Here is a 21,031-nt window from a genome sequence, read left to right on the forward strand (position 1 = left end):
AACCGGCACCGGTCTATGTCCCGTATCCGTCTTTGTTCTTCATGTCGTTGGTGTCATTGCTCCCAGCTCGCTTCCGACCCCAATGCATCGTTGATTGCTACATCTCCGTCTGGGACTCGATGTTTCGTGACCGCCAGGTCGGAAACGCCGTGGGGGTGATGTCACGTCTGGTCAGGTGGGCTGAAGGTCGTGCTCTGCGTGCTGCGTCTTGCGTATTGGTTGACACAGAGGCAAATCAGAGTCGCATCATTCTTGACTTCGGGCTTGAGCCGTCACGTGTGAAATCGCTGCCTCTGGCAATCGAAGAAGAGCCGTTCAACGACGTGGCTTTCAAGTCGACGTGCTCGCAGCCGAGGCGGCCTCTTGTGCTGTTCGTCGGAACCTTGATCCCATTGCACGGTGTCTCAACAGTGTTGAGGGCAATCGGTAAGCTACTGCCCGAGCAGAAATACGATTTCCGGATAGTAGGTGACGGCCAGCAAGGTCACCTGGTCTCGGAGTTCTTGACCGAGCACGGTGAAGGAGCTATTGCTTGGGTACGCGGCTGGCAAGATCTGAAAGCGCTGTCCGCCGAGATCGCCGCAGCCGATGTGTGCCTTGGCATCTTTGGGGGCGAGCAGAAGGCCGCGCGAGTTCTGCCCTTCAAGCTGTACATGTACTTGGCCGCCGGCCGGGCAGTCATCAGCCAATCCTTACTTTCCACCCCTTCCGACATCCCGTTCCCGCCCATCAAGACGGTTCCGCCTGAAGATCCGGAGGAACTGGCCGCGGCAATCCGGCAGTTGGTGGAGAGCTCGACCGATCGATTCCAGCTGGCAGTCAACGGTCGGGAATACTATCGAGACCGACTGGCAAATCAGCAAGTAGCGCGTCGTTGGGCGATGATCCTGTCGGAGATGTTCGAGCAGATCTAGAGTGTTGCTGCGATCCTCTTGTGCTCAGCTGCCAAGGCGCTGTCCTTGAGGACGACTCGGGCGAAGTCCGCGTACACCAGATTCATTTCAAGGTGACCGGGATACCTGCGCAGGAACGTCTCGAAGAGGCGTTGCATGTGGTCAGGCGGCAGCGAAGCGCCCTTGACGGCAGCGGCATGCAGTGAATAGATCGCGGTGAACTCCTGGGGTCCTAGTGCATTATTCGCGATCTTGTGCTCAAGGCTCTGCCACCACCTTTCTTCGATCAGTTGACCATTGCGGTTCGCCAGCAGGATCAGGGCTTGTTCCGGGAGTGGCGAGGAATTCCTCACCGTGCCTGCATGTTCAAATGCCGCAATCGCCTTGTGATACAGCGGCGAAGCCGGGTCGAATTGCGCGTATCGAAGGTAGGTGACTGCCAAATCGAACGCGGCGCGAGGCGATTCGGGGTTGTTCCTGGCCATGCTTGCGGCGAGGGAGATCGGGTCTCCCCAGGTCGCCGCTCTCAATAGGGTCATGAATGCCAGTGCTACCACGACGGCGCTTACCGAAAACGGGATCGGCACTAGGTTCGATGGAGTTGCAATTCGTCGCAGACTGTCTGCGGCGAAAAGAACCACGCCGAACAGTGCAAAATAGTTCCGGTGTTCAAAGATGAGTTCGAGCGGTAACGCGCTGCTGGTCAGGACGTGCGCGAATAGGAAGATCGCAATGCCGAGTGCTGATAGCGGGTGCTGTTTGCGTGATCGTATGGCGTACCAGACGAGCAACACAAGAAACAATGCGCCGGCGGCTGTTGTCCAAGGGTCGAGTAGTCCGCCAGAGGCCGCGAAATCGTCGTGGTAGAAGGTGAGGTTCGCGGTTGACGGGTACACAATCCAGTACAGGTACATCGGTAACACGCGGAACTGAGTGACGACACGTTCGTAAGCAGTGAAGTCCCGGCTTGCGAATCCGGCGGCGAAGTGCGTGGCGGACCACACAAGGCCGGTCAGGAAGACGCCCGCGACAAGGCCATAGAACAGCCGCAGGTAGTGCCCGACTCGTGGTTCGGAGGCAGAGAACCGCAGTACGGTCCATTCGAGCGCAAGCGCATACAGCGGAATCAGGATCGCATTCTCTTTGCAGAGCAGTGCTGCCGCTGCCGACACAGCGCCGAGTGCAAACCAATCCAATCCGATCGAACGCCCCGCAATCTGGAGCTCCCGGGCCTTGATGTAAGACAGCAGCGAGAGGATGGTGAAGGCTGTGACCAGTAGCTCCATCCGCTGCACGATGTACATTGTGCTGGAAACCTGGATCGGATGGATTGCCCAGACAAGTGCGATCGCTGCTGCGATCAGGTCGATTCTTGGGGTGTAGGCGCCAGCCAACTTCAAGACTGACCGGCTGAGCAAGCCTATGAGAAGGACGTTGAGAACGTGGATGCCCAAGTTGGTTGCCTTGAACCACCAAGGATCCATGCCGGTCAAGATATGGTTGAACGCAAAGCTGAGTGTTGCGAGCGGTCGGCCGATGGGTCCGTGATAAGCCGAGAATGCCTGCTGGAAGGTATGCCAACTCCACTCATTCACCTGAATGTCCGCATTGTTGATAACGTTGGGTACGTCATCGAACAGGAACCATCCCGTCAAACCAGGCCAAAGCAGGATTGTGGCTATCAGCGCGGCCAGCACCAGGTAGGCGTAGGGCTTCCAACTGCTCGCCTGCTCATTTCGATGCATCAGTGCGTTCCTGCTCCCAGCGTAGCGAACGCGCCAACCGGGACAAGTCTTAGCTCCTCAGCCTTTCTCGCGGCGGCGTTTGCCTGTCGAATGCGTCCGTCCAAAATGAGGCCCTGGATCAATCTGCCGGCATACGGCGGATCATTCACGCATCGCTCGATGGCTTTGACATACATGCTGTCCGCCAGTTCCGGGTCGTTTAGGTAGGTCAGTGCGTGGTCGCCCAGTTGTACGTACTGTAGAGGAGGCATGTTGGCCCGTTCGGCCAGAACGGTGTAGGAATCGGCCAAGCGCCGATCATCCAGCGCCACGCCTTTGTAGCGTTGACCTAGCAGGCCAAGCACCATCATCGATTCCTGGGGGCCGATAGGACGCGTACTAAGCTTGTGGATGACGCGATTCCACCAGGCATCGTCCACGGGCTGTCCGGAAATGGTCGCCATCAGGATCAAGCCTTGCTCCGGAAGAGGTGACGCGTTTGGCAGCCGGGATCCTCGCTCGAACTCGGCCACCGCCATCTGATAGAAGGGTGAGTTCACATTGCCATTGGCAAGGATCATGTACTGCTCGCCCAGGTCGGTGCTTGCCCGCGTGGAGCTCGGATTTTTTGCCGCCAAGTCCGAAGCAAGCAGCAGGGGATTACCCCAAGTGGCGCTTCGCAGCGCTCCGAGCAAGCCTGCGCCAGTAATCACGACTAGTATGGCGGCCTGGATCGAACGTGGATCGTTGACCGGGACGCGTCGAATGAGGTCTGCAATGGCCAGCAAGATGCCGAGGAGGGCGAAGTAGTTTCGGTGCTCGAATACGAGTTCCAGCGGCACCACGCTCGCCGTTAGTAGGTGGGCGGAGAAGAACCACAGGATGCCCAGAGCAAACAGGGGAAACTTCTTCCTCAGAGCGACTGCCAGGCCTAGGAGGGTAAGAATGAGCACGCCGCCCAGTGCAGTGGAGGCCGGTTCGAAAAGGCCAGTCGACTTGGCGTAGTTGTCGTAATAGAACGTCAGATTGCCGGGAATGGGCAGCAGAATCTGCCCGATGTACATCGGCAGTACTCGCAACTGCGTTAGCAGGCGTTCGCCCAGGCTGAAATCGCGGGCCTCATAAGCAGAGGGCTGTGCGTAGTGGGGGGCAAGCACAGCAACGAAGGCTAATAGCGCAAGTGCGCTGCCGATCCAGTACGAGAGGCGTAAGGCACGCCGCGTATGCGTGTGCTGCGCATCAAACTGCAACACTGTCAGCTCAAGGACGAGCGTGTACGCGGGAAATAGAATTGCGCTTTCCTTGCTCAGCAGGCCGCCGGCCGCGACCGCAGCGGATCCAAGGAGCCAGGGCCAGCCGCGCTTGCCGTCGATCTGCTGGCTGCGGCCGTGCAGATATGCAATCAGGCCCAGCAGAACGAACGTCAGCGAAAGCTCTTCCATTCGCTGAACCACATACAGAACCGTCGAAATCTGCAGCGGGTGAATGGCCCACAGCAACGTGATGGTGAAAACAGTCAGCCTTATCGGGTTCGATCTGGCGCCTGTTGCAACTGCAGGAAACCGCCAGAGCAGATGAAGCATCCTGAAAATCAGCAGCGCATTCAGCAGATGCACCAGCAGAGAGGTTAGTTTGTATCCCCAAGGATTCTTGCCGCTAATGACGTGGTCGACTGCGAAACTGATCGTTGCCAGCGGCCTGCCGATCGGACCCGAATAACCTTGCGCCGCCAAGCTGAGCGTCGCTGGATTCAGCTCGGTTGGCTGAACTCGGGAATTCGTCAGAATGTTTGAGTAGTCATCGAACAGGAATCCGCCGCCTAATCCGGGAAAGAATACCGCCGCAGTAAGCAAGCACAACAAAGCTGCGAGAAGCGGATAGGGGGCTATGCGGGTCATGAGTGGTTATCGGACAGGCGATATCGACAGTCTAGTTGCGCCACTGTCGCTTTGATACGAAACGGCTCGCATTTCCCGAGATCAGTCGCAGCCTGCAGGTCTGTGCCGCGCTGCTATTCCGCTGCTGGTCGCGCAACTCCAGACGCCCCCGGATGCTCGACTGAGAGTAACGGTTTCGTCGACAATCAACGGATTGCCCTTGAGAGTGCAGCGTATGTACCCGGTGTCGCTGGGATCCATCGATACCGTGCAGCGGGCTGTGGTCGATTGCAGGCCCAGGTCGCGCGCATCGAAGGTCGTTGCGCCTTCCGCCAGCAATTTGGATTCGAAGGTTGTCTTCCCCGGGGTGATTTCCGCCAGTCCCGCGGTGACCTGCGAGCGGATGGCGTAGTCTTGATAGGCGGGGATCGCTATGGCCGCGAGGATCGCGATGATCGCCACGACGATCATCAATTCGATAAGAGTAAAGCCACGCACGGTCCGCATTTTGTTCCCCTATCCCTGTTTAGTAATTGATACGCATAAAGCGTGCCAAGTGTCGGGGGGCGTTAGCTGGCAAAAAAAACCCCGGGTTTCCCCGGGGTTCTTTCAATTCGGATGCGATCCGAATTAGCCGGCCGGGCAACCTGCCGGACGGTACTTGTTGTCCATGCCCGTGCTGGTGGTGCAATTCCAAGCGCCGGTGGCGCTGACGCGGGTGAGCTTGACCTCGTGCGGGCTGACCTTCGGGTTGCCTTCGAGGGCGCAGGTGATCGAACCGGCTGCGCCGGCAACGACCGTGATCGGACGGCAGCGGGTGGTCGACGCGGCCAGACCGATATCGGTGTTGGTGTAAGCCGTCGGCGTGCCCTTGTTGATGATCTCTTCAAACGCCGTCACGCCGCCACGGATGTCGGCCAGACCGGAGGTGACCTGCGAGCGGGCCACGTAGTCCTGGTAAGCCGGCAGCGCGATGGCAGCCAGGATGGCGATGATCGCCACGACGATCATCAGTTCGATCAGGGTGAAGCCTTGCTGATTGTTCTTCATGTGTTTCCCCTAGGAGTGTTTTGTTACTTCACGTGCCATTGGGTCGGGCCTTCCGATCCTCGGGCAGCCGTGCGCCTCGGCACGTGCGCTGAAAATACACGCATAAGCCGTGCCAATGGTGGATTTACCCGGTGCCATTGCCAATCTGGGTATGCGTTCACGCAAAATGTCAGAAGTCGCCGGAGGGGCGGTGACGATATTTGTCAGTTTCCGCGATTCAGTGACGCTGGGCGTCAGCGGGTCGGCCGGGGACGGCGCTGGGGCGGGTTTGGACCGGATGGGCCGCCGAACGACTGCCATGGGCATTTGCTGCCGATGTGTGTGCGGTGCGTCAGCTTTTTATCGCAGGTGTTGCGGGACGGCAAGCGGTGATGCGTGTTTGCGCGGGGATCGTTCACCGCGCGTTGCGCGAGTTTGCATGTGTGGCGGGTGGAGTGGATCGGGCACCAGCGCTGACGGGTGGTCGGCGCAAGATGGATCCCGGCTTTCGCCGGGATGACGGTGACGTGGCGGTTGCGCTGCGGGCCTGGATCCCGGCGTTCGCCGGGATGACGGGTTGAAGGGTCGGATGACGTGTCTGGGATCAGACAACTAGTCGATGGATCAGACAACTAGTCGATGGATCAGGCGACGAGCGATGGATCAGTCGATCCCGAGTTTCTTCAGCTTGTATCGCAGCGCGCGGAAGGTAATACCCAGTGCGGCCGCGGTGCGCGTCTTGTTGTAGCGGTTTTCCTGCAGCGCCTGCTGGATCGCGGCGCGCTCGATCTCCTCTATATAAGAGGGGAGCGGGCTGCTGGCGGTGTCGCGCGGATTGAGGGTGCGCGGGTCGATGGCCATCATCGGTTGACCGGGCACGGCAATCGGCGACGGCGCCGACGGCGCGGCCGCACCTTGCGGTGGGAACACAGCGCTCTGCGCCTGCGCGGCCTGTGGCAGGTGCAGGTCGTCGGCGGTCAGGATCTCGTCTTCGGCCAGGGCCAGTGCACGCTCCAGGATGTTCTCCAGTTCGCGCACGTTGCCCGGGAACGCATAGCTGCGCAGAACTCCGAGGGCGTCGTCGCTCAGCGCGGGCACCGGTCGCGACTGCGCCGTGGCGAGGCGCTTGAGCACCATCAGGACCAGGCCCGGCAGGTCGTCCTGGCGCTCCCGAAGCGGCGGCACGCGCAGCTCGATCACGTTGATGCGGTAGTAAAGGTCCTGGCGGAAGCGACCATCGGCGACCAGCGCGGCCAGGTCCTTGTGCGTGGCCGAGAGGATGCGCACATCCACCGGCACTTCGCTGTTGGCGCCGACCGGGCGGATCGACTTTTCCTGGATCGCGCGCAGCAGCTTGACCTGCATCGCCAGCGGCAGCTCGGCGATTTCGTCGAGGAACAGCGTGCCGCCGTCGGCGCTCTGGAACAGGCCGGGCTTGTCGGCGTGGGCGCCGGTGAAGCTGCCCTTCTTGTGGCCGAAGAACTCGCTCTCCATCAGTTCGGCCGGGATTGCGCCGCAGTTGACCGGAACGAACGGTCCGCCGGCGCGGCCGCCTTCGGCGTGGATGGTGCGGGCGACCAGTTCCTTGCCCACGCCCGACTCGCCGACGATATAGACCGGCGCCTGGCTGCGCGCGACCTTGGCAATGGTCTGGCGCAACGTGGTCATGGCCGGCGACTGGCCGTACAGGCGGGCGGCGACGGCATCGGCCGGCGGCGCGCTGCGGCGGCTTTCATTGAGGTCCAGGGCGTGGCGGACCAGGTCGCGCAGCACGGCCAGGTCGACAGGCTTGGCGACGAAGTCGAACGCGCCGGCCTTCAGTGCCTCGACCGCGGCTTCGACATTGCCGAAGGCGGTGATCATGGCGACCGGGGTCTCGGGGTGTTTCTGGCTGATCTCGGCGACCAGGTCCATGCCCGAGCCGTCAGGCAGGCGCATGTCGGTCAGGCAGAGGTCGTAGCGATTGCGGGACAGCTGGCTGCGTGCCTCCCCGATGGTGGAGGCGGTGTCGCAACGCAATCCCATCCTCCCCAATGTCATGACGAGCAGCTCGCGAATGTCGCGTTCGTCGTCGACCACCAGTGCACTACGTGTTTCGGCCATCGTCCCCTCCGTGCGCCACGATAACTTAAGGGAGTGTGAAGATGGAAGCCGATCCGTGGCTGTTCAGCGCATTCAGCTGCAACGAGACGCGCAGCCGTTCTCGCGCTTCCGCCCGTCAGGCGGTCATCAAGGTATGGCTGCCGACCAGTCGGATGCGGAAACAGCCGCCGCCGCCGGGCATCGAAACGTAGTCGAGCGTGGCCTGGTTGGCGCGACACAGTTCACGGGCGATGTACAGGCCCAGACCCGTGCCATGGCTGGACGTGGTGAAGAACGGTCGGAACAGGCGCGAGGCCACCGATTCTGGAATGCCGGGGCCGCGATCGAGGACATCGATCGAGGGTGTGCCCGCTTCGTCGGCGTAGACATGCACCGAAACCCGCGCCGGTTCCCCCGGCATCCGTCCGTAGGTCAGCGCGTTGTGCACCAGCACCGTCAGCACCTGGTGCAGCTGGCGCGGGTCGATCATCACCGGCAGGCGGGCGACCTTGCCGCCGGTCTTCAATGTGTCCAGGTCGAGCGGGTGGCTCTCCAGGTACTCCTCGACGAACATGCGGGCGAAGCCGACCAGCTCCACGTGCTCGGGCTTGGCGGGCTCGCGCCGGGCCATGCCGAGCACGTTTTCGACGATGCCGTTCATGCGCACGCCCTGCTGGCGGATGATCTCCAGCAGGCGGCGCTCGGCGGTCGGGATGTCGTCGGACTCCTCCAGCAACTGCACGGCGTAGTTGATCGCCGCCAGCGGATTGCGGATCTCGTGGGCCAGGCTGGCCGAGAAGCGGCCGAGCGTGGCCAGGGTCATCGACTCGGCGTGGCGCGAGAGCAGCGAGGTGTCGTCGAGGAAGATCAGCACCTGGTCGCTGCCGGCGAGCAGACGGGTAAAGCGCGGAACCACTTCGGGCAGGTCCGGCGCCAGCTGCACGGGGCTGTCGACGTTGCTGCCATCGCTGCGCCAGCGCTGCAGGCGACGCGCCAGTTCCGGTGCCGCCACGGCCAGGCTGCGTTGGCCGTGCAGGTCGGTGCTTTCACCGGCGTCGCCGAGCAGCAGCATCGCCGCCTCGTTGGCCAGGCGGATGCAGTCGCCGCGATCCACCAATAGCACCCCGGTGCGCAGGCGGCGGATGATCAGCTCGTTGATCTCGCCCAGGTGCGCGGCCTCGGCGCCGCGACGTTCGGCCAGGTCGTAGCTGTCGCGCATCTGCCGGCCGAGGATGCTGGTCAGCGTGGCGATGGCCATGTAGCCGATGGCGAACATCATCGGCTCGGCCAGCGTGCGCCGCGCGAACATCGGGTCCAGCGTGCTCCATGCGTACTCGCCGAACAGGCCCAGCACCGCCACCATGGCCGCACCCAGGCCGTATCGCGGCGGCAGCAGCAGCGCGGCGGCGCCGACGTTGAACAACAGCATCAATGCGATGCCGGTACCCGCTATGGGCATGGTGTGGATGGCCATCAGGCCGAAGAACAGATCCGCGGCGATGCCGGTCAGGGTCTGGCTGCGCAATTCGCCGCGCTTGCCGAGGGCAAAAAGGAGCGCGGCAATGAAGAGGTAGGACAGCGCCACGGCGCGTGCGCCCAGGGCGTGGCGCAGAGGCTCGACCAGTTCGGTGGCCGGGCCGAACAGGAAGAACACCAGCAGGGCCGCTTCCAGCAGCCGGTAAAGGGTGAAGAAATAAAGCTCGCGGCGCAGGGCGCGATCGGCATCGGCGGCATCGATCGGGGCGAGGGCGAGCGGCAAGCGGCTGTCCTGGTGGGGCGGCGGTTGCCACGAGTATGGGGGGCGGCAGGACATTGTTGCCAGATGTGGCTTTTGGAGCCCCTCTCCCGCTCGCGGGAGAGGGGTTGGGGTGAGGGCAGCCGAAGCGGCAACGCGAAAAGCGCCCTCATCCGCCCTGCGGGCACCTTCTCCCGCATGCGGGAGAAGGGAGGTGTAGAGGCCTTCTCCCGCACGTGGGAGAAGGGAGGTGTTAGCCCCTCTCCCGCTTGCGGGAGAGGGGTTGGGGTGAGGGCAGCCGCAGCGGCAACGCATCCGTTTTGCCCGAACCGCCCCGATCGGCGACAATACGGCCCCCTCGCGCTCGGCCGTGCCGGACCGCGGGGATTCTTTTCACTCCCCTCGGTGACGCATGAATTTTCACGAATATCAGGCAAAGCAGCTGTTTGCCGACTACGGCATCGCTGTTCCGGCCGGGCGCGTTGCGCGCACCCCTGACGAGGCCGTCGCGGCGGCCAAGGCCATCCCTGGCGACCTGTGGGTGGTCAAGGCGCAGATCCACGCCGGTGGCCGCGGCAAGGCCGGCGGCGTCAAGCTCGCCAAGTCCTATGACGAGGTCAAGCAGTACGCCCAGGCCATGCTCGGCACGAAGATGGAGACCTACCAGTCCGCTGGCGTCGCCCTGCCGATCGACTCGGTGCTGATCTCCGAGGGCACCGACATCGCCAACGAGCTGTACCTGTCGGTGCTGGTCGACCGTTCGACCCAGACCATCACCTTCATCGCCTCCGCCGAGGGCGGCGTGGAGATCGAGAAGGTCGCCGAGGAGAACCCGGACGCCATCAAGACGCTGCACGTGAACTACGTGCAGGGTCTGCAGCCCTACGAGTGCCGCGAGCTCGGCTTCGCCCTGGGCCTCAACGCCAAGCAGGTCGGCCAGCTGACCAAGATCATGCTGGGCCTGTTCAAGCTGTTCAACGAGAAGGACCTGGCGCTGGTCGAGCTCAACCCGCTGGCGATCCTCACCAACGGCGACCTCGCCGTGCTCGACGGCAAGATCAACAGCGACGACAACGCCACGTTCCGCCACAAGGACCTGGCCGCGATGCGCGACATCCGCCAGGAAGACGAGACCGAGGTGCTGGCCAGCCAGCACGACCTCAACTACGTCACCATGGACGGCAACATCGGCTGCATGGTCAACGGCGCCGGCCTGGCGATGGCGACCATGGACGTCATCTCGCTCAACGGCGGTTCGCCGGCCAACTTCCTCGACGTCGGCGGCGGCGCCACCAAGGAGCGCGTGACCGAAGCGTTCAAGCTGATCCTGTCGTCCGACAAGGTCAAGGCGATCTTCGTCAACATCTTCGGCGGCATCGTCCGCTGCGACATGATCGCCGACGGCATCATCGCCGCGGTCAAGGAAGTCGACGTCAAGGTGCCGGTGATCGTGCGCCTGGAAGGCACCAACGTCGAAGCCGGCAAGGAACTGCTGAAGAATTCGGGTCTGGCCATTACCCCGGCCGACGACATCAACGATGGCGCGAAGAAGGCGGTTGCCGCCGTCGCTGGCAAGTAAGGGGCCACAGACATGTCCGTTTTGATCAACAAGAACACCAAGGTGATCGTCCAGGGCTTCACCGGCTCGCAGGGCACCTTCCACGCCGAGCAGATGCTCGATTACGGCACCAAGGTCGTCGGTGGCGTGACCCCGGGCAAGGGTGGCACCCAGCACCTGGGCCTGCCGGTCTTCAACACCGTGCGTGACGCGGTCAATGCGACCGGCGCCGACGCTTCGGTCATCTACGTGCCGCCGCCGTTCGCGGCCGACGCGATCCTGGAAGCGGCCGATGCCGGCATCAAGGTCATCGTCTGCATCACCGAAGGCATCCCGGTGCTGGACATGCTGCGCGTCAAGAACACCCTCAAGGGTTTCGACGACGTCGTGCTGGTTGGTCCGAACTGCCCGGGCGTCATTACTCCGGGCGAGTGCAAGATCGGCATCATGCCGGGCCACATCCACATGCCGGGCAAGATCGGCATCGTCTCGCGTTCGGGCACGCTGACCTATGAAGCGGTCAAGCAGACCACCGACGTGGGCCTGGGTCAGTCGACCTGCATCGGCATCGGCGGCGACCCGATCAACGGCACCAACTTCATCGACGCGCTGAAGCTGTTCCAGGAAGACCCGCAGACCGAGGGCATCATCATGGTCGGCGAGATCGGTGGCTCGGCCGAGGAAGAAGCAGCCGAGTTCATCAGCAAGTACGTGACCAAGCCGGTCGTCGGCTTCATCGCCGGCGCCTCGGCACCGAAGGGCAAGCGCATGGGCCACGCCGGTGCGATTGCTTCGGGCGGGCAGGGTACGGCTGAAGGCAAGTTCGCGGCGATGGAAAAGGCCGGGGTCACCACGGTGAAGTCGCCGGGCGACCTGGGTGCGGCGATTGCCAAGCGCCTGGCAAAGTAATTCGCTGGTTGCCAGTGTGTTGTGAGAGAGGCCACCTTCGGGTGGCCTTTTTCTTTTGGGCTATGGGCGAAAGCCGCCCTCACCCCAACCCCTCTCCCGCAAGCGGGAGAGGGGCTAAAAAATCGCAGCACTCTTGAGCCCCTCTCCCGCTTGCGGGAGAGGGGGTGGGGTGAGGGCAGGATGGGCTTGGGTTTCCGAAGCCTTGAGCCCCTCTCCCGCTTGCGGGAGAGGGGTTGGGGTGAGGGCCCCCCGGCGAAGACCACTTTTCCGATACCACCCCAACAATTGCACTGCCACGCTGATGTCCCCTCCCGACCGGAAGCGCAAGGATGCGCCCGCGACAGAAGCTTCACTTCGCCCGCAAACTGCGGCGCGACATGACCGATACCGAGCACCGCTTGTGGTATCACCTGCGAAACCGTGCACTGATGGGCTGCAAGTTTCGCCGTCAGCATCCGATCGGCCCCTACATCGCAGACTTCGTATGCCTGGAAGCTCGCCTTGTCGTCGAACTGGACGGCGGGCAGCACGCCGGGTTGTCTGGGGACCTGCCCAGAACAGCGTTTCTCGAAGCCGAGGGCTACCGCGTCCTCAGATTCTGGAACAATGAGGGCCTGAAGCAGACCGAGGCGGTGCTTGCAGCGATCCATGATGCGCTTGCCTCGCGGTTTGCCCTCACCCCAACCCCTCTCCCGCAAGCGGGAGAGGGGCTTTAAGAGCAGGTGGCATCGAGATGTCCAATCCGCTTCGCCTAGCCCTGGCCCAGTTCGACTTTCCGGTCGGCGCGGTGCACCTCAATGCCGAACGCATCGCCGCGATGATCGCGCAGGCGCGCGACGAGTACGGTGCCGATGTGGTGCTGTTTCCGGAATTGGCACTCAGCGGCTACCCGCCGGAAGACCTGCTGCTGCGCCCGGGCTTCCTGGCCGATTGCGAAGCCGCCATCCACCGCGTCGCCGCGTCCACCCAGGGCATCGTCGCCGTAGTCGGCTGGCCGCAGGCGGCCGGAAGCGTGGTCTACAACGCCGCCAGCGTGCTGCGCGACGGCCATGTCTCGCATACCTACCGCAAGCGTGAGCTGCCCAATTACGCGGTATTCGACGAGCGCCGTTACTTCGATGTCGATCCCGACCGCGAGGACTGCGTGTTCGATGTCGACGGCGTCCAGGTCGGGCTGATCATCTGCGAGGACCTGTGGTTCCCCGAACCGCTGGCCAGCACCGTCGCCGGCGGCGCGGAGCTGGTGCTGGTACCCAATGCCTCGCCGTTCGAGCGTGACAAACATGCCGAGCGCGACCATTTGCTGGCGCAGCGCGTGCAGGAAACAGGCGTCGGCCTGGTCTATCTCAACGTCGTCGGAGGCCAGGATGCGCTGGTGTTCGATGGCGGTTCGGTCGTCGCCGACGGCGACGGCACCGTGCATCCTGCGGCCGCGGCCTTCACCGACCAGTGGCTGGTGGTGGATTTCGATCCGGATTCGCGCCGCTTCAATGCGGTGGAGTGGATGGAGGACGGCGACGAAAGCCGCGACGCGCTGGCCTGGCGCGCTGTGGTGCGCGGTACGCGCGACTATTGCCGCAAGAACGGTTTCGAGAAGGTCTGGCTTGGCCTGTCCGGCGGCATCGATTCGTCGCTGGTGCTGGCCATCGCAGTCGATGCGATCGGTGCCGAAAACGTCACCGCAGTGCGCATGCCGTCGCGCTACACCGCTGATCTTTCCAATGACCTGGCGGAAGAGCAGTGCAAGACGCAGGGCGTGCGCCTACTGACGCTGCCGATCGAGAAGCCGTTCCAGGGCTACCTCGATGCGCTGGCCGAGCACTTCGGCGACCGCCCGGTCGACACCACCGAAGAGAACCTGCAGTCGCGCACCCGCGGCACGCTGCTGATGGCGATGAGCAACAAGTTCGGCGGGCTGCTGCTGACCACCGGCAACAAGAGCGAGTACGCGGTCGGCTACGCGACGATCTACGGCGACATGTGCGGCGGTTATGCGCCGCTGAAGGATCTGTACAAGTCCGAGGTGTTCGCGCTCGCGAGCTGGCGCAACACGGTTGGTGATCGCGTCATCCCGCAGGCAGTGATCGACCGGCCGCCGTCGGCCGAGTTGCGCGAGAACCAGAAGGACCAGGACTCGCTGCCGCCGTACGACGTGCTCGACGCCATCCTGCTGCGCTATGTCGACCAGGAGCAGTCGTATGACGAGATCGTTGCGGCCGGGTTCGATGCGGCCACGGTCGAGCGCGTATTGCGGCTGGTGCGGATCAGTGAGTGGAAGCGGCATCAGTCGGCGCCGGGACCGAAGGTGTCGCGGCGTGCGTTCGGGCGTGAGCGACGGTATCCGATCAGCAACGGGTATCGGGGATAGCCCGTACCTCAACGCCACTTCGCCGTCATCCCACCACTTCACCGTCATCCCGGCGAATGCCGGGATCCATTTGCTCTTGCTCTTGCTGTTGCCCGCGCCGCTGGCGCAAGCAACGTCCATGGATCCCCGCTTTCGCGGGGATGACGGGCAGTAGCGAAGTCGCTGGGTTCCCGCCTTCGCGGGAATGACGGGCACCTGACGCAAACAAAAACGCCGCCCGAAGGCGGCGTTTTCGCTAGCAGTACCGGCAACCCGATCAGTCGTTGTCCAGCGCCGACTTCTCGCCCGCGAACGGGTTGAGCTTGCGAAGATTGCTCGGGTAGTCCGGCCACTTGCCGGTCAGGTACGGGTGGTTCGGCTCGTTCTGCTGCAGCACGCGCTTGGCGTCGGCGGCCAGCGTCTCGTTGCCCAGGCCTTCGTAGGCCACGGCCAGGGTGGCGACGGCGTCGTTCTGGTACTGGCTCTGCGGGTAGGTCTCGAGCAGGTACTTGGCGCGCTCGATCGCGCCGACATAGGCCGTGCGACGCAGGTAGTACAGGGCGGTGTCGAGCTCGTGGCGGGCGAACATGTCGCGCAGGCCGCGCATGCGGCTGCGCGCATCCTCGGCGTAGCGGCTGTTCGGGTAGCGGTCGGCGACGATCGAGAAGTCGTTGAATGCCTGCAGCGGGGTGGCCAGGTCGCGGCGGCTGGCGTCGAGCGTCCAGACCTGCTGCAGGAACACCGTGTCGCGGCTGGAGTTCGAAAGGCCGCGCAGGTAGTACAGGTACGCGATGTTCTTGTGGGTCGGGTAGGTGCGGATGAAGCGGTCGATGCTGCTGATCGCGTCGTCGTGCTTGCCCGACTTGTACTGGGCGTAGGCGGTCTCCACCAGGGCCTGCTCGGTGTAGGGGCCGTACGGATACTGGGCGACCAGGCGCTTGAACGTGGTCTCGGCCGCCGACCAGTTGCCGTTGGTCATCGACTTGTGGGCTTTCTCGTAGAGCTGTTCGACCGGCACGCCCTCGTCGGCGTCCTTGTTCTTGAACTTGCTACAGCCCACTCCAGCGAAAGCGACGATCAGCAGCAGCGCCAGCAGGCGCGAAGGGGCAGAGCGTAGGGTCATGGCAGATACACGGGCGCCGAAGGTACGAAGGTCGGATAATAGCAGCCCCTGCGCGGCAGCCCTGAATCCTTCCCCTCCGATGACCATTCCCGCCACGCCCCTGCATGCCATCGTCCCGGACAGCGCCGCCGGGCGCCGCTTCGATGCGGTCCTGGCCGAGCTTTTCCCCGATTTCTCGCGGTCCCGCCTGGCGGCGTGGATCAAGTCCGGCGATGCCCGCCTGGACGGCCGCGAGGTCCGCCCGCGCGATCCGGTCCGTGGCGGCGAGGCGGTCACCCTCCATGCCGCGCTCGAGGTCCAGACCCATTCCGAGCCCGAGGACATCGCCCTGGACGTGCTGTTCGAGGACGAGCACGTCATTGTCATCAACAAGCCGGCCGGGCTGGTGGTCCACCCTGGCGCCGGCAATCCGGCCGGGACCCTGGTCAACGCCCTGCTGCACCGCGACGCCTCGCTCAACACGTTGCCCAGGGCCGGTATCGTCCATCGCCTCGACAAGGACACCTCCGGGGTCATGGTGGTCGCGCGCACCCTGCCGGCGCATACCGCGCTGATCGAGCAGCTGTCCTCGCGCGAGGTCCACCGCCAGTACCTGGCCGTGGTGCTTGGGTCGCTGGTGTCGGGCGGCACCGCCGATGCGCCGATCGACCGCCACCCGCGCGACCGCATCCGCATGGCCGTGCGCGAGGACGGCCGCGATGCGGTCACGCACTTCCGCCTGCGCGAGCGGTTCCGCGCGCATACGCTGCTGGAATGCCGTCTGGAAACCGGCCGCACCCATCAGATCCGGGTGCACATGGCCCACCTCAAGCATCCGATCGTCGGCGATCCGCTGTACGGCGGCCCGCTGAAGCTGCCCAAGGGCGCGACCGAGGAACTGATCGCGACGCTGCGCGGATTCAAGCGCCAGGCGCTGCACGCCGAGACGCTGGAGTTCGCGCATCCGGTCACGGGCGAGCCCGTGCGCTGCACCGCGCCGGTGCCGGAGGACCTGCGCGGACTGGTTCGCGCCCTCCACGACGACACCGTCGCCGCGGCCGAGCGGGAGCGCTGAGCGTGTCGGCCCCCTGGCTGGAAGCGCAATGGCCGCTGCCGGCATCGGTGCGGGCCTTCACCACGCTGCGGCACGGACTTGGGGTGTCGAAGGCGCCGTTCGATCATTTGAACCTGGGGTTGCGCGCGGGTGATGACGCCGACGCGGTGTTGCGCAATTGCGCGCTGCTGCGTGAGGCGGCGCGGTTGCCGGCGGAGCCTGGCTGGTTGCGGCAGGTGCATGGGGTGGAGGTGGTCCGCTTCGGTGGCCCTCACCCCGGCCCTCTCCCGCAAGCGGGAGAGGGAGAACAGCGCCTGGCTTCGCTCCCTCTCCCGCTTGCGGGAGAGGGCCGGGGTGAGGGCCGCAGTGAACACAGCGAACCCGAAGCCGACGCTTCCGTCACCTCCACACCCGGCACCGTCCTGGCCATCCTCACCGCCGACTGCATGCCCGTGCTGTTCTGCACCGACGACGCCAGCGAAGTCGCCGCGGCGCATGCCGGATGGCGCGGCCTGGCTGGCGGCGTCCTCGAAAACACCGTCGCTGCCATGCAGTCGCCGCCGCAGCGCCTGCATGCCTGGCTCGGTCCCGCGGCCGGCCCGCAGCACTACGAGATCGGCGAAGAGGTCTACGACGCCTTCGTCTCGCGCGACTGGAGTGCCGGCAGCGCCTTCGTCAGCACCCGCCCGCACCACTGGCGGGTGGATCTGTACGCCCTGGCGCGGCGCCGGCTCGAGGCCGTGGGCATCGACGCCAGCCGGATCCACGGCGGCGGTCTGTGTACGATCGCCGAACCGGACCGTTTCTTCTCCCATCGCCGCGACCAGCGCGGTGGGCGCATGGCCTCCCTGATCTGGATCGAGCCAGGATGATGGATTCCACCGTCGCGTCGCCGTCGTTGTACCGACAACTTCTTGCGGCGCGGTTCGACCAGCTGCCGCCGACGCTGCGCGCGCTGCACGATCGCAGTGGCTGCAGGCGCTACCACGGCAAGGTCGAAGTCGACCGCGGCGACGGGATGCTGTCGCGGTTGTGTGCCTGGGCGGCGCGTTTGCCGGCGCCGGGGCGCGGCACGATCAAGGTCGAGATCGATGCCGACGCGAAGGGCGAGCGCTGGGCGCGCGTGTTCGCCGGCAAGGCGATGCGTTCGCGCCTGTGGGCCCACGATGCCCTGCTGCGCGAACGCCTGGGCCTGCTGCGCTTTGCGTTCCGCCTCGATGTCGAGCAGTTGCCTGGCGCAGGCCCTGCCGTGGTCTGGCATGTCGCCAAGGTCAGCGCGCTCGGCCTGCCGTTGCCGCTGCGGTGGTTCGCGGGCGTGACGGCGCGCGAGTACGAGCGCGACCACCGCTACCGTTTCGACGTTGCCGCCAGGCTGCCGTGGGTGGGCCTGGTGGTGCATTACCGGGGATGGCTGGATGTCGATTGAATCGGGACACGGCAACGGCGCGGTCATCGTCTTCGACGGTGTATGCGTGCTGTGCAACGGCTGGGTGGATTTCCTGTTGCGGCACGACCGTGACGGTCGCTATCGCTTCGCCGCGATGCAGACCGCAAGTGGTCGCGACCTGTTGGCCGCGCACGGTCTGGATCCCGACGACCCGGTGTCGTTCCTGCTGGTCGATGGCGGCCGTGCCTGGACCGATACCGATGCGATCGCACGCGTGCTCCAGGGCCTTGGCGGCGCCTGGCGACTCGCCGGTGCCATGCGCGTGGTGCCGAAGTTCGTCCGTGATCCGCTCTACCGCCATGTCGCCCGCAATCGCTATCGCTGGTTTGGTCGCCATGAGCAGTGCCTGGTGCCGACGTCGCAGCAGGCCTCGCGGTTCCTGCCGTGACGGTGCGGCTGGCTCGCGGTGGCCTGCACCTGGCGATGGTCGCTGCGGCGCTGTGGCTGTCGGGCTGCGCGGGATTGGACAGCAGGGACACCACCGCGGGGATGCAGGGCGACGCCGCACGTCCCGCGCAGGCCGCCGGCTGGGTTCGCAGCGAGCTGTACTTCGCCGTCGGCAACGAGGATGGCAGCGACACCGTCGATGAAGCCAAGTGGCGTGACTTCCTCGATCGCGAGGTCACGCCGCGCTTTCCCGATGGGCTGACGGTGCTCGATGGTTACGGACAGTGGCGATTCAAGGATCGAGATCGACTCGTGCGCCAACGCTGCAAGGTGCTGGTGCTGTTGCACGAGGACGGCGCAGCACGTCGTAACGACATCGAGGCGATCAGGCTGGCGTGGAAGCGCGCGAGTGGGCACGAATCGGTGCTGTGGGCGCGGCAGGCGGTGGAGGTTTCGTTTTGAGGCGGTGTCATCCGGGCTCTTCCGGATATTCTGGCCGTCATCCCGGCGTTCGCCGGGATGACGGGTACGCTACCTCGTCGAGTCGCAACAACCTTTCATTGGAGTAGTCGATGACCGCAACGCCGCAACGCCGCTGGTTCGTCGCAGGCGACCTCAATGGCTTCTTTGGCCTGGTCGTCGACAACCTCTCGATCCTGGGTTTCATCGCCGCTGCGCTGATCGGCATCTTCGGCTTCCCCGCCGAGGTCGTGTTCGCGCGGATGTTCCCGGGCACGGCGTTCGGTGTGCTGGTGGGCAATCTCATCTACACCGTGATGGGGCGCAGGCTGGCGGCGCGGAGCGGCCGCGACGACGTCACCGCGATGCCCCTCGGCCTGGATGCGCCGACCAGCATCGGCATGGCGCTGCTGGTTCTCGGCCCGGCCTTCGTCGCCTTCAAGCAGCAGGGCATGGACGAGCAGGCCGCGGCGATCGCCACCTGGCAGCTGGGCATGGCCTCGCTGGTGGTGATGGGCGTGCTCAAGTTCATCCTGTCGTTCGCCGGCGATGCGGTCACGCGGTTGATTCCGCGTGCGGGCCTGCTGGGTTCGATTGCCGGCATCGCGCTGGTGCTGATGGGCTTCCTGCCGCTGGTGGAGGCGCTGCGTTCGCCGGTGGTGGGTTTCGTCACGCTGGGCCTGCTGCTTTATGTGCTGATCGCGAAGGGCCGCCTGCCGGTGCGTTTGCCGGGCGTGTTCGTCGCCTTCGTGTTCGGCACGGTCCTGTACTACTCGCTCGGTGCGGCCGGCTTGGCGCCAGGCTTCCACTGGCCTGAGCCGACGCCGTTGCGACTGGTGCTGCCGTGGCCGACGCTGGGCTTCCTCGAAGGCCTGCCGGCGACGGTGCCGTACCTGCCGCTGCTGCTGCCGTTCGGCCTGCTGATGGTGGTCGGCGGCATCAACGTCAGCGAAAGCGCGCGCGCTGCCGGCGACGATTACCGCACCCGCGACATCCTCCTGGCCGAGGCCTTCTCGACCCTGGTCGCCGGCTTCTGCGGCGGCGTCGCGCAGACCACGCCCTACATCGGCCAGCCCGCGTACAAGCACATGGGCGCACGCACCGGCTACACCCTGCTGACCGGACTGTTCATCGGCCTGGGCGGCATGCTCGGCCTGGTCTCCGGTCTGGTGCAGTGGCTGCCGCTGGCGGTGCTGGCGCCGATCATCGTCTACGTCGCGCTGGACATCACCACGCAGGCGTTCCAGGCGACGCCCAGGCGCCATGCCACCGCGATGGTGCTGGGGTTCCTGCCATCGGTGGCGTACATGCTGGCGATCAAGGTCGGCAACCCGACGTGGATCGCGCCGGAGAACTTCGCCCGGCTGATGACGACCAGCGACGGCCACGGTCTGCCGGAGATGGCGGTGATCATCACCCTCGGCAACGGCTTCATCATCACCGCGATGATCTGGACGTCGGCGGTGGCGGCGATGGTCGACGGGCGCTTGCTGCGCGCCGGTGCGTTCCTGCTGGCGGGTGCGGCGCTGACCCTGTTCGGGCTGATCCACTCCGTGCATCCGCAGGGCGGCATCTACTGGCCGTGGACGCTGGAAGGGTTGCCGCGCGTGCTGTCGTGGCAGTTCGCCGGGGCCTACGTGGCGTTGGCGACGCTGCTGGCGCTGTTGTCGTTGCAGCGCGATGCGGTGCCCGTGGCGAGTGAGCAGGATGCCGCGCATTGAGCGCGTGCCCGGTGCGCCGCCATTGGAATCGACGCTTAAAATAGCGTGTCCCCCCGATCAACGAGTACGACGATGTCCCTGCAAGACGAGCTCAATGGCATCCCCGGCGTCAGCACCCAGCGCGACGCGGCCACACGGCAGTTCGTGTTCAACCACACGATGCTGCGCGTCAAGGACATCGCCCGCTCGCTGGATTTCTACACGCGCGTGCTCGGCTTCACGCTGGTGCGCAGGCGCGATTTCGCCGAAGCGAAGTTCAGTCTGTACTTCCTGGTGCTGGTCGACGATCCGTCGCAAATCCCTGCCGAAGAGCCGGCGCGCGGCCAATGGCTGCTGAGCCAGCGTGGCGTGCTGGAGCTCACCCACAACCATGGAACTGAAGATGACGCCGGCTTCGCCTACCACGACGGAAACAGCGAGCCTCGCGGGTTTGGCCATATCTGCGTGTCGGTGCCTGATGTCGAGGCGGCCTGTGCGCGCTTCGAACAGTTGGGTGTTGCCTTCCAGAAGCGCCTGACCGACGGGCGCATGAAGGACATCGCCTTCATCAAGGATCCCGACGGCTACTGGGTCGAGATCCTGCAGCCGACCGCGCGGGCTTGAGCTGCAACATGGAACTGCCCACCGCCTCTTGAGCCAATTTCTGAAATTGACATGAGGGGCCTTCTGAGGGTGCGGGAAATACCAAGGTGAAAAACTTTGGGCTC

The 21,031-nt window shown here is 64.6% G+C and carries 19 protein-coding genes; 12 read left to right on the forward strand and 7 right to left on the reverse strand.

What is annotated here, in order from left to right; genetic code table 11:
* Positions 1-278 precede the first annotated feature (278 nt).
* Entirely contained in the window at positions 279-914 is a 636-nt protein-coding gene (locus AC3A3X_RS02500) for a glycosyltransferase (protein WP_487581478.1), read from the forward strand.
* Here AC3A3X_RS02500 and AC3A3X_RS02505 read toward each other — a convergent pair.
* The 6 genes from AC3A3X_RS02505 to AC3A3X_RS02530 all read right to left on the reverse strand — a co-directional run bounded on the left by AC3A3X_RS02505 (position 911) and on the right by AC3A3X_RS02530 (position 9,364).
* Positions 911-2,638 carry a hypothetical protein gene (locus tag AC3A3X_RS02505; RefSeq protein WP_487581479.1) on the reverse strand — a complete coding sequence of 576 codons (1,728 nt, stop codon included), beginning with the start codon at positions 2,636-2,638 and terminating at the stop codon, positions 911-913. The two genes, AC3A3X_RS02500 and AC3A3X_RS02505, sit on opposite strands and share 4 nt — an antisense overlap.
* Positions 2,638-4,515: a hypothetical protein gene (locus AC3A3X_RS02510; protein ID WP_487581480.1), complete on the reverse strand. Its 1,878-nt coding sequence runs from the start codon at positions 4,513-4,515 to the stop codon at positions 2,638-2,640. Before AC3A3X_RS02510 ends, AC3A3X_RS02505 begins: the two co-directional genes overlap by 1 nt.
* Before the next feature lie 81 nt (positions 4,516-4,596).
* A complete protein-coding gene (locus tag AC3A3X_RS02515) occupies positions 4,597-5,001 on the reverse strand; it encodes a pilin (RefSeq protein ID WP_487581481.1) in 405 nt (134 codons plus the stop codon).
* Positions 5,002-5,124: 123 nt separating this feature from the next.
* Positions 5,125-5,544, reverse strand: coding sequence for a pilin (locus AC3A3X_RS02520; RefSeq protein ID WP_487581482.1), 420 nt, complete (start codon positions 5,542-5,544; stop codon positions 5,125-5,127).
* Positions 5,545-6,186: 642 nt separating this feature from the next.
* Positions 6,187-7,626, reverse strand: coding sequence for a sigma-54-dependent transcriptional regulator (locus AC3A3X_RS02525; RefSeq protein ID WP_487581483.1), 1,440 nt, complete (start codon positions 7,624-7,626; stop codon positions 6,187-6,189).
* Between the two features lie 115 nt (positions 7,627-7,741).
* Positions 7,742-9,364 carry a sensor histidine kinase gene (locus AC3A3X_RS02530; protein ID WP_487581484.1) on the reverse strand — a complete coding sequence of 541 codons (1,623 nt, stop codon included), beginning with the start codon at positions 9,362-9,364 and terminating at the stop codon, positions 7,742-7,744.
* Between the two features lie 388 nt (positions 9,365-9,752).
* Here AC3A3X_RS02530 and sucC point away from each other — a divergent pair, with 388 nt between their 5' ends.
* The 4 genes from sucC to AC3A3X_RS02550 all read left to right on the forward strand — a co-directional run bounded on the left by sucC (position 9,753) and on the right by AC3A3X_RS02550 (position 14,175).
* Positions 9,753-10,919, forward strand: coding sequence for an ADP-forming succinate--CoA ligase subunit beta (gene sucC / locus AC3A3X_RS02535; RefSeq protein WP_487581485.1), 1,167 nt, complete (start codon positions 9,753-9,755; stop codon positions 10,917-10,919).
* 12 nt (positions 10,920-10,931) lie between these two features.
* A complete protein-coding gene (gene sucD / locus AC3A3X_RS02540; RefSeq protein WP_200606747.1) occupies positions 10,932-11,807 on the forward strand; it encodes a succinate--CoA ligase subunit alpha in 876 nt (291 codons plus the stop codon).
* Between the two features lie 329 nt (positions 11,808-12,136).
* Positions 12,137-12,523, forward strand: a complete 387-nt coding sequence (locus tag AC3A3X_RS02545; RefSeq protein ID WP_487581486.1) for an endonuclease domain-containing protein — start codon at positions 12,137-12,139, stop codon at positions 12,521-12,523.
* A gap of 17 nt (positions 12,524-12,540) precedes the next feature.
* Positions 12,541-14,175 carry an NAD+ synthase gene (locus AC3A3X_RS02550; protein WP_487581487.1) on the forward strand — a complete coding sequence of 545 codons (1,635 nt, stop codon included), beginning with the start codon at positions 12,541-12,543 and terminating at the stop codon, positions 14,173-14,175.
* 256 nt (positions 14,176-14,431) lie between these two features.
* Here the strand turns inward: AC3A3X_RS02550 and AC3A3X_RS02555 are convergent, their stop codons facing one another.
* On the reverse strand, positions 14,432-15,277 hold the full coding sequence (locus AC3A3X_RS02555; RefSeq protein ID WP_487581488.1) for an outer membrane protein assembly factor BamD: 846 nt from the start codon (positions 15,275-15,277) through the stop codon (positions 14,432-14,434).
* Between the two features lie 79 nt (positions 15,278-15,356).
* Here AC3A3X_RS02555 and rluD point away from each other — a divergent pair, with 79 nt between their 5' ends.
* The 7 genes from rluD (at position 15,357) to gloA (ending at position 20,927) form a co-directional block, all read left to right on the forward strand.
* On the forward strand, positions 15,357-16,331 hold the full coding sequence (rluD, locus tag AC3A3X_RS02560; protein WP_487581489.1) for a 23S rRNA pseudouridine(1911/1915/1917) synthase RluD: 975 nt from the start codon (positions 15,357-15,359) through the stop codon (positions 16,329-16,331).
* Positions 16,328-17,182 (forward strand): peptidoglycan editing factor PgeF, encoded by an 855-nt coding sequence (pgeF, locus tag AC3A3X_RS02565; protein ID WP_487581622.1) that lies wholly within the window; start codon positions 16,328-16,330, stop codon positions 17,180-17,182. Before rluD ends, pgeF begins: the two co-directional genes overlap by 4 nt.
* The gene (locus AC3A3X_RS02570; protein WP_487581490.1) at positions 17,182-17,736 is read left to right on the forward strand and encodes a DUF4166 domain-containing protein; all 555 of its coding nucleotides are present in this window, start codon (positions 17,182-17,184) and stop codon (positions 17,734-17,736) included. Before pgeF ends, AC3A3X_RS02570 begins: the two co-directional genes overlap by 1 nt.
* Positions 17,726-18,145 (forward strand): thiol-disulfide oxidoreductase DCC family protein, encoded by a 420-nt coding sequence (locus AC3A3X_RS02575; protein ID WP_487581491.1) that lies wholly within the window; start codon positions 17,726-17,728, stop codon positions 18,143-18,145. The genes AC3A3X_RS02570 and AC3A3X_RS02575 overlap by 11 nt, the downstream gene beginning before the upstream one ends.
* Before the next feature lie 35 nt (positions 18,146-18,180).
* The gene (locus tag AC3A3X_RS02580) at positions 18,181-18,606 is read left to right on the forward strand and encodes a DUF3574 domain-containing protein (RefSeq protein WP_487581623.1); all 426 of its coding nucleotides are present in this window, start codon (positions 18,181-18,183) and stop codon (positions 18,604-18,606) included.
* A 110-nt stretch (positions 18,607-18,716) separates the two neighbouring features.
* Positions 18,717-20,324 carry a SulP family inorganic anion transporter gene (locus tag AC3A3X_RS02585; RefSeq protein ID WP_487581492.1) on the forward strand — a complete coding sequence of 536 codons (1,608 nt, stop codon included), beginning with the start codon at positions 18,717-18,719 and terminating at the stop codon, positions 20,322-20,324.
* A gap of 72 nt (positions 20,325-20,396) precedes the next feature.
* Positions 20,397-20,927, forward strand: coding sequence for a lactoylglutathione lyase (gene gloA, locus AC3A3X_RS02590; protein WP_487581493.1), 531 nt, complete (start codon positions 20,397-20,399; stop codon positions 20,925-20,927).
* The last annotated feature ends 104 nt before the right edge of the window (positions 20,928-21,031 follow it).

The sequence above is a fragment of the Lysobacter sp. Soil_N_23 genome, from assembly GCF_057656135.1.

Excerpts from the sequence above, each read along its gene's own strand:
- gloA (WP_487581493.1), top strand. The coding sequence starts at position 20,397 with ATGTCCCTGCAAGACGAGCTCAATGGCATCCCCGGCGTCAGCACCCAG.
- AC3A3X_RS02520 (WP_487581482.1), bottom strand. The coding sequence starts at position 5,544 with ATGAAGAACAATCAGCAAGGCTTCACCCTGATCGAACTGATGATCGTC.
- rluD (WP_487581489.1), top strand. The coding sequence starts at position 15,357 with ATGACCATTCCCGCCACGCCCCTGCATGCCATCGTCCCGGACAGCGCC.
- AC3A3X_RS02570 (WP_487581490.1), top strand. The coding sequence starts at position 17,182 with ATGGATTCCACCGTCGCGTCGCCGTCGTTGTACCGACAACTTCTTGCG.
- AC3A3X_RS02505 (WP_487581479.1), bottom strand. The coding sequence starts at position 2,638 with ATGCATCGAAATGAGCAGGCGAGCAGTTGGAAGCCCTACGCCTACCTG.
- AC3A3X_RS02555 (WP_487581488.1), bottom strand. The coding sequence starts at position 15,277 with ATGACCCTACGCTCTGCCCCTTCGCGCCTGCTGGCGCTGCTGCTGATC.
- AC3A3X_RS02525 (WP_487581483.1), bottom strand. The coding sequence starts at position 7,626 with ATGGCCGAAACACGTAGTGCACTGGTGGTCGACGACGAACGCGACATT.
- AC3A3X_RS02550 (WP_487581487.1), top strand. The coding sequence starts at position 12,541 with ATGTCCAATCCGCTTCGCCTAGCCCTGGCCCAGTTCGACTTTCCGGTC.
- sucD (WP_200606747.1), top strand. The coding sequence starts at position 10,932 with ATGTCCGTTTTGATCAACAAGAACACCAAGGTGATCGTCCAGGGCTTC.
- sucC (WP_487581485.1), top strand. The coding sequence starts at position 9,753 with ATGAATTTTCACGAATATCAGGCAAAGCAGCTGTTTGCCGACTACGGC.
- AC3A3X_RS02580 (WP_487581623.1), top strand. The coding sequence starts at position 18,181 with ATGGTCGCTGCGGCGCTGTGGCTGTCGGGCTGCGCGGGATTGGACAGC.
- AC3A3X_RS02585 (WP_487581492.1), top strand. The coding sequence starts at position 18,717 with ATGACCGCAACGCCGCAACGCCGCTGGTTCGTCGCAGGCGACCTCAAT.
- AC3A3X_RS02515 (WP_487581481.1), bottom strand. The coding sequence starts at position 5,001 with ATGCGGACCGTGCGTGGCTTTACTCTTATCGAATTGATGATCGTCGTG.
- AC3A3X_RS02510 (WP_487581480.1), bottom strand. The coding sequence starts at position 4,515 with ATGACCCGCATAGCCCCCTATCCGCTTCTCGCAGCTTTGTTGTGCTTG.
- AC3A3X_RS02575 (WP_487581491.1), top strand. The coding sequence starts at position 17,726 with ATGTCGATTGAATCGGGACACGGCAACGGCGCGGTCATCGTCTTCGAC.
- AC3A3X_RS02545 (WP_487581486.1), top strand. The coding sequence starts at position 12,137 with ATGCGCCCGCGACAGAAGCTTCACTTCGCCCGCAAACTGCGGCGCGAC.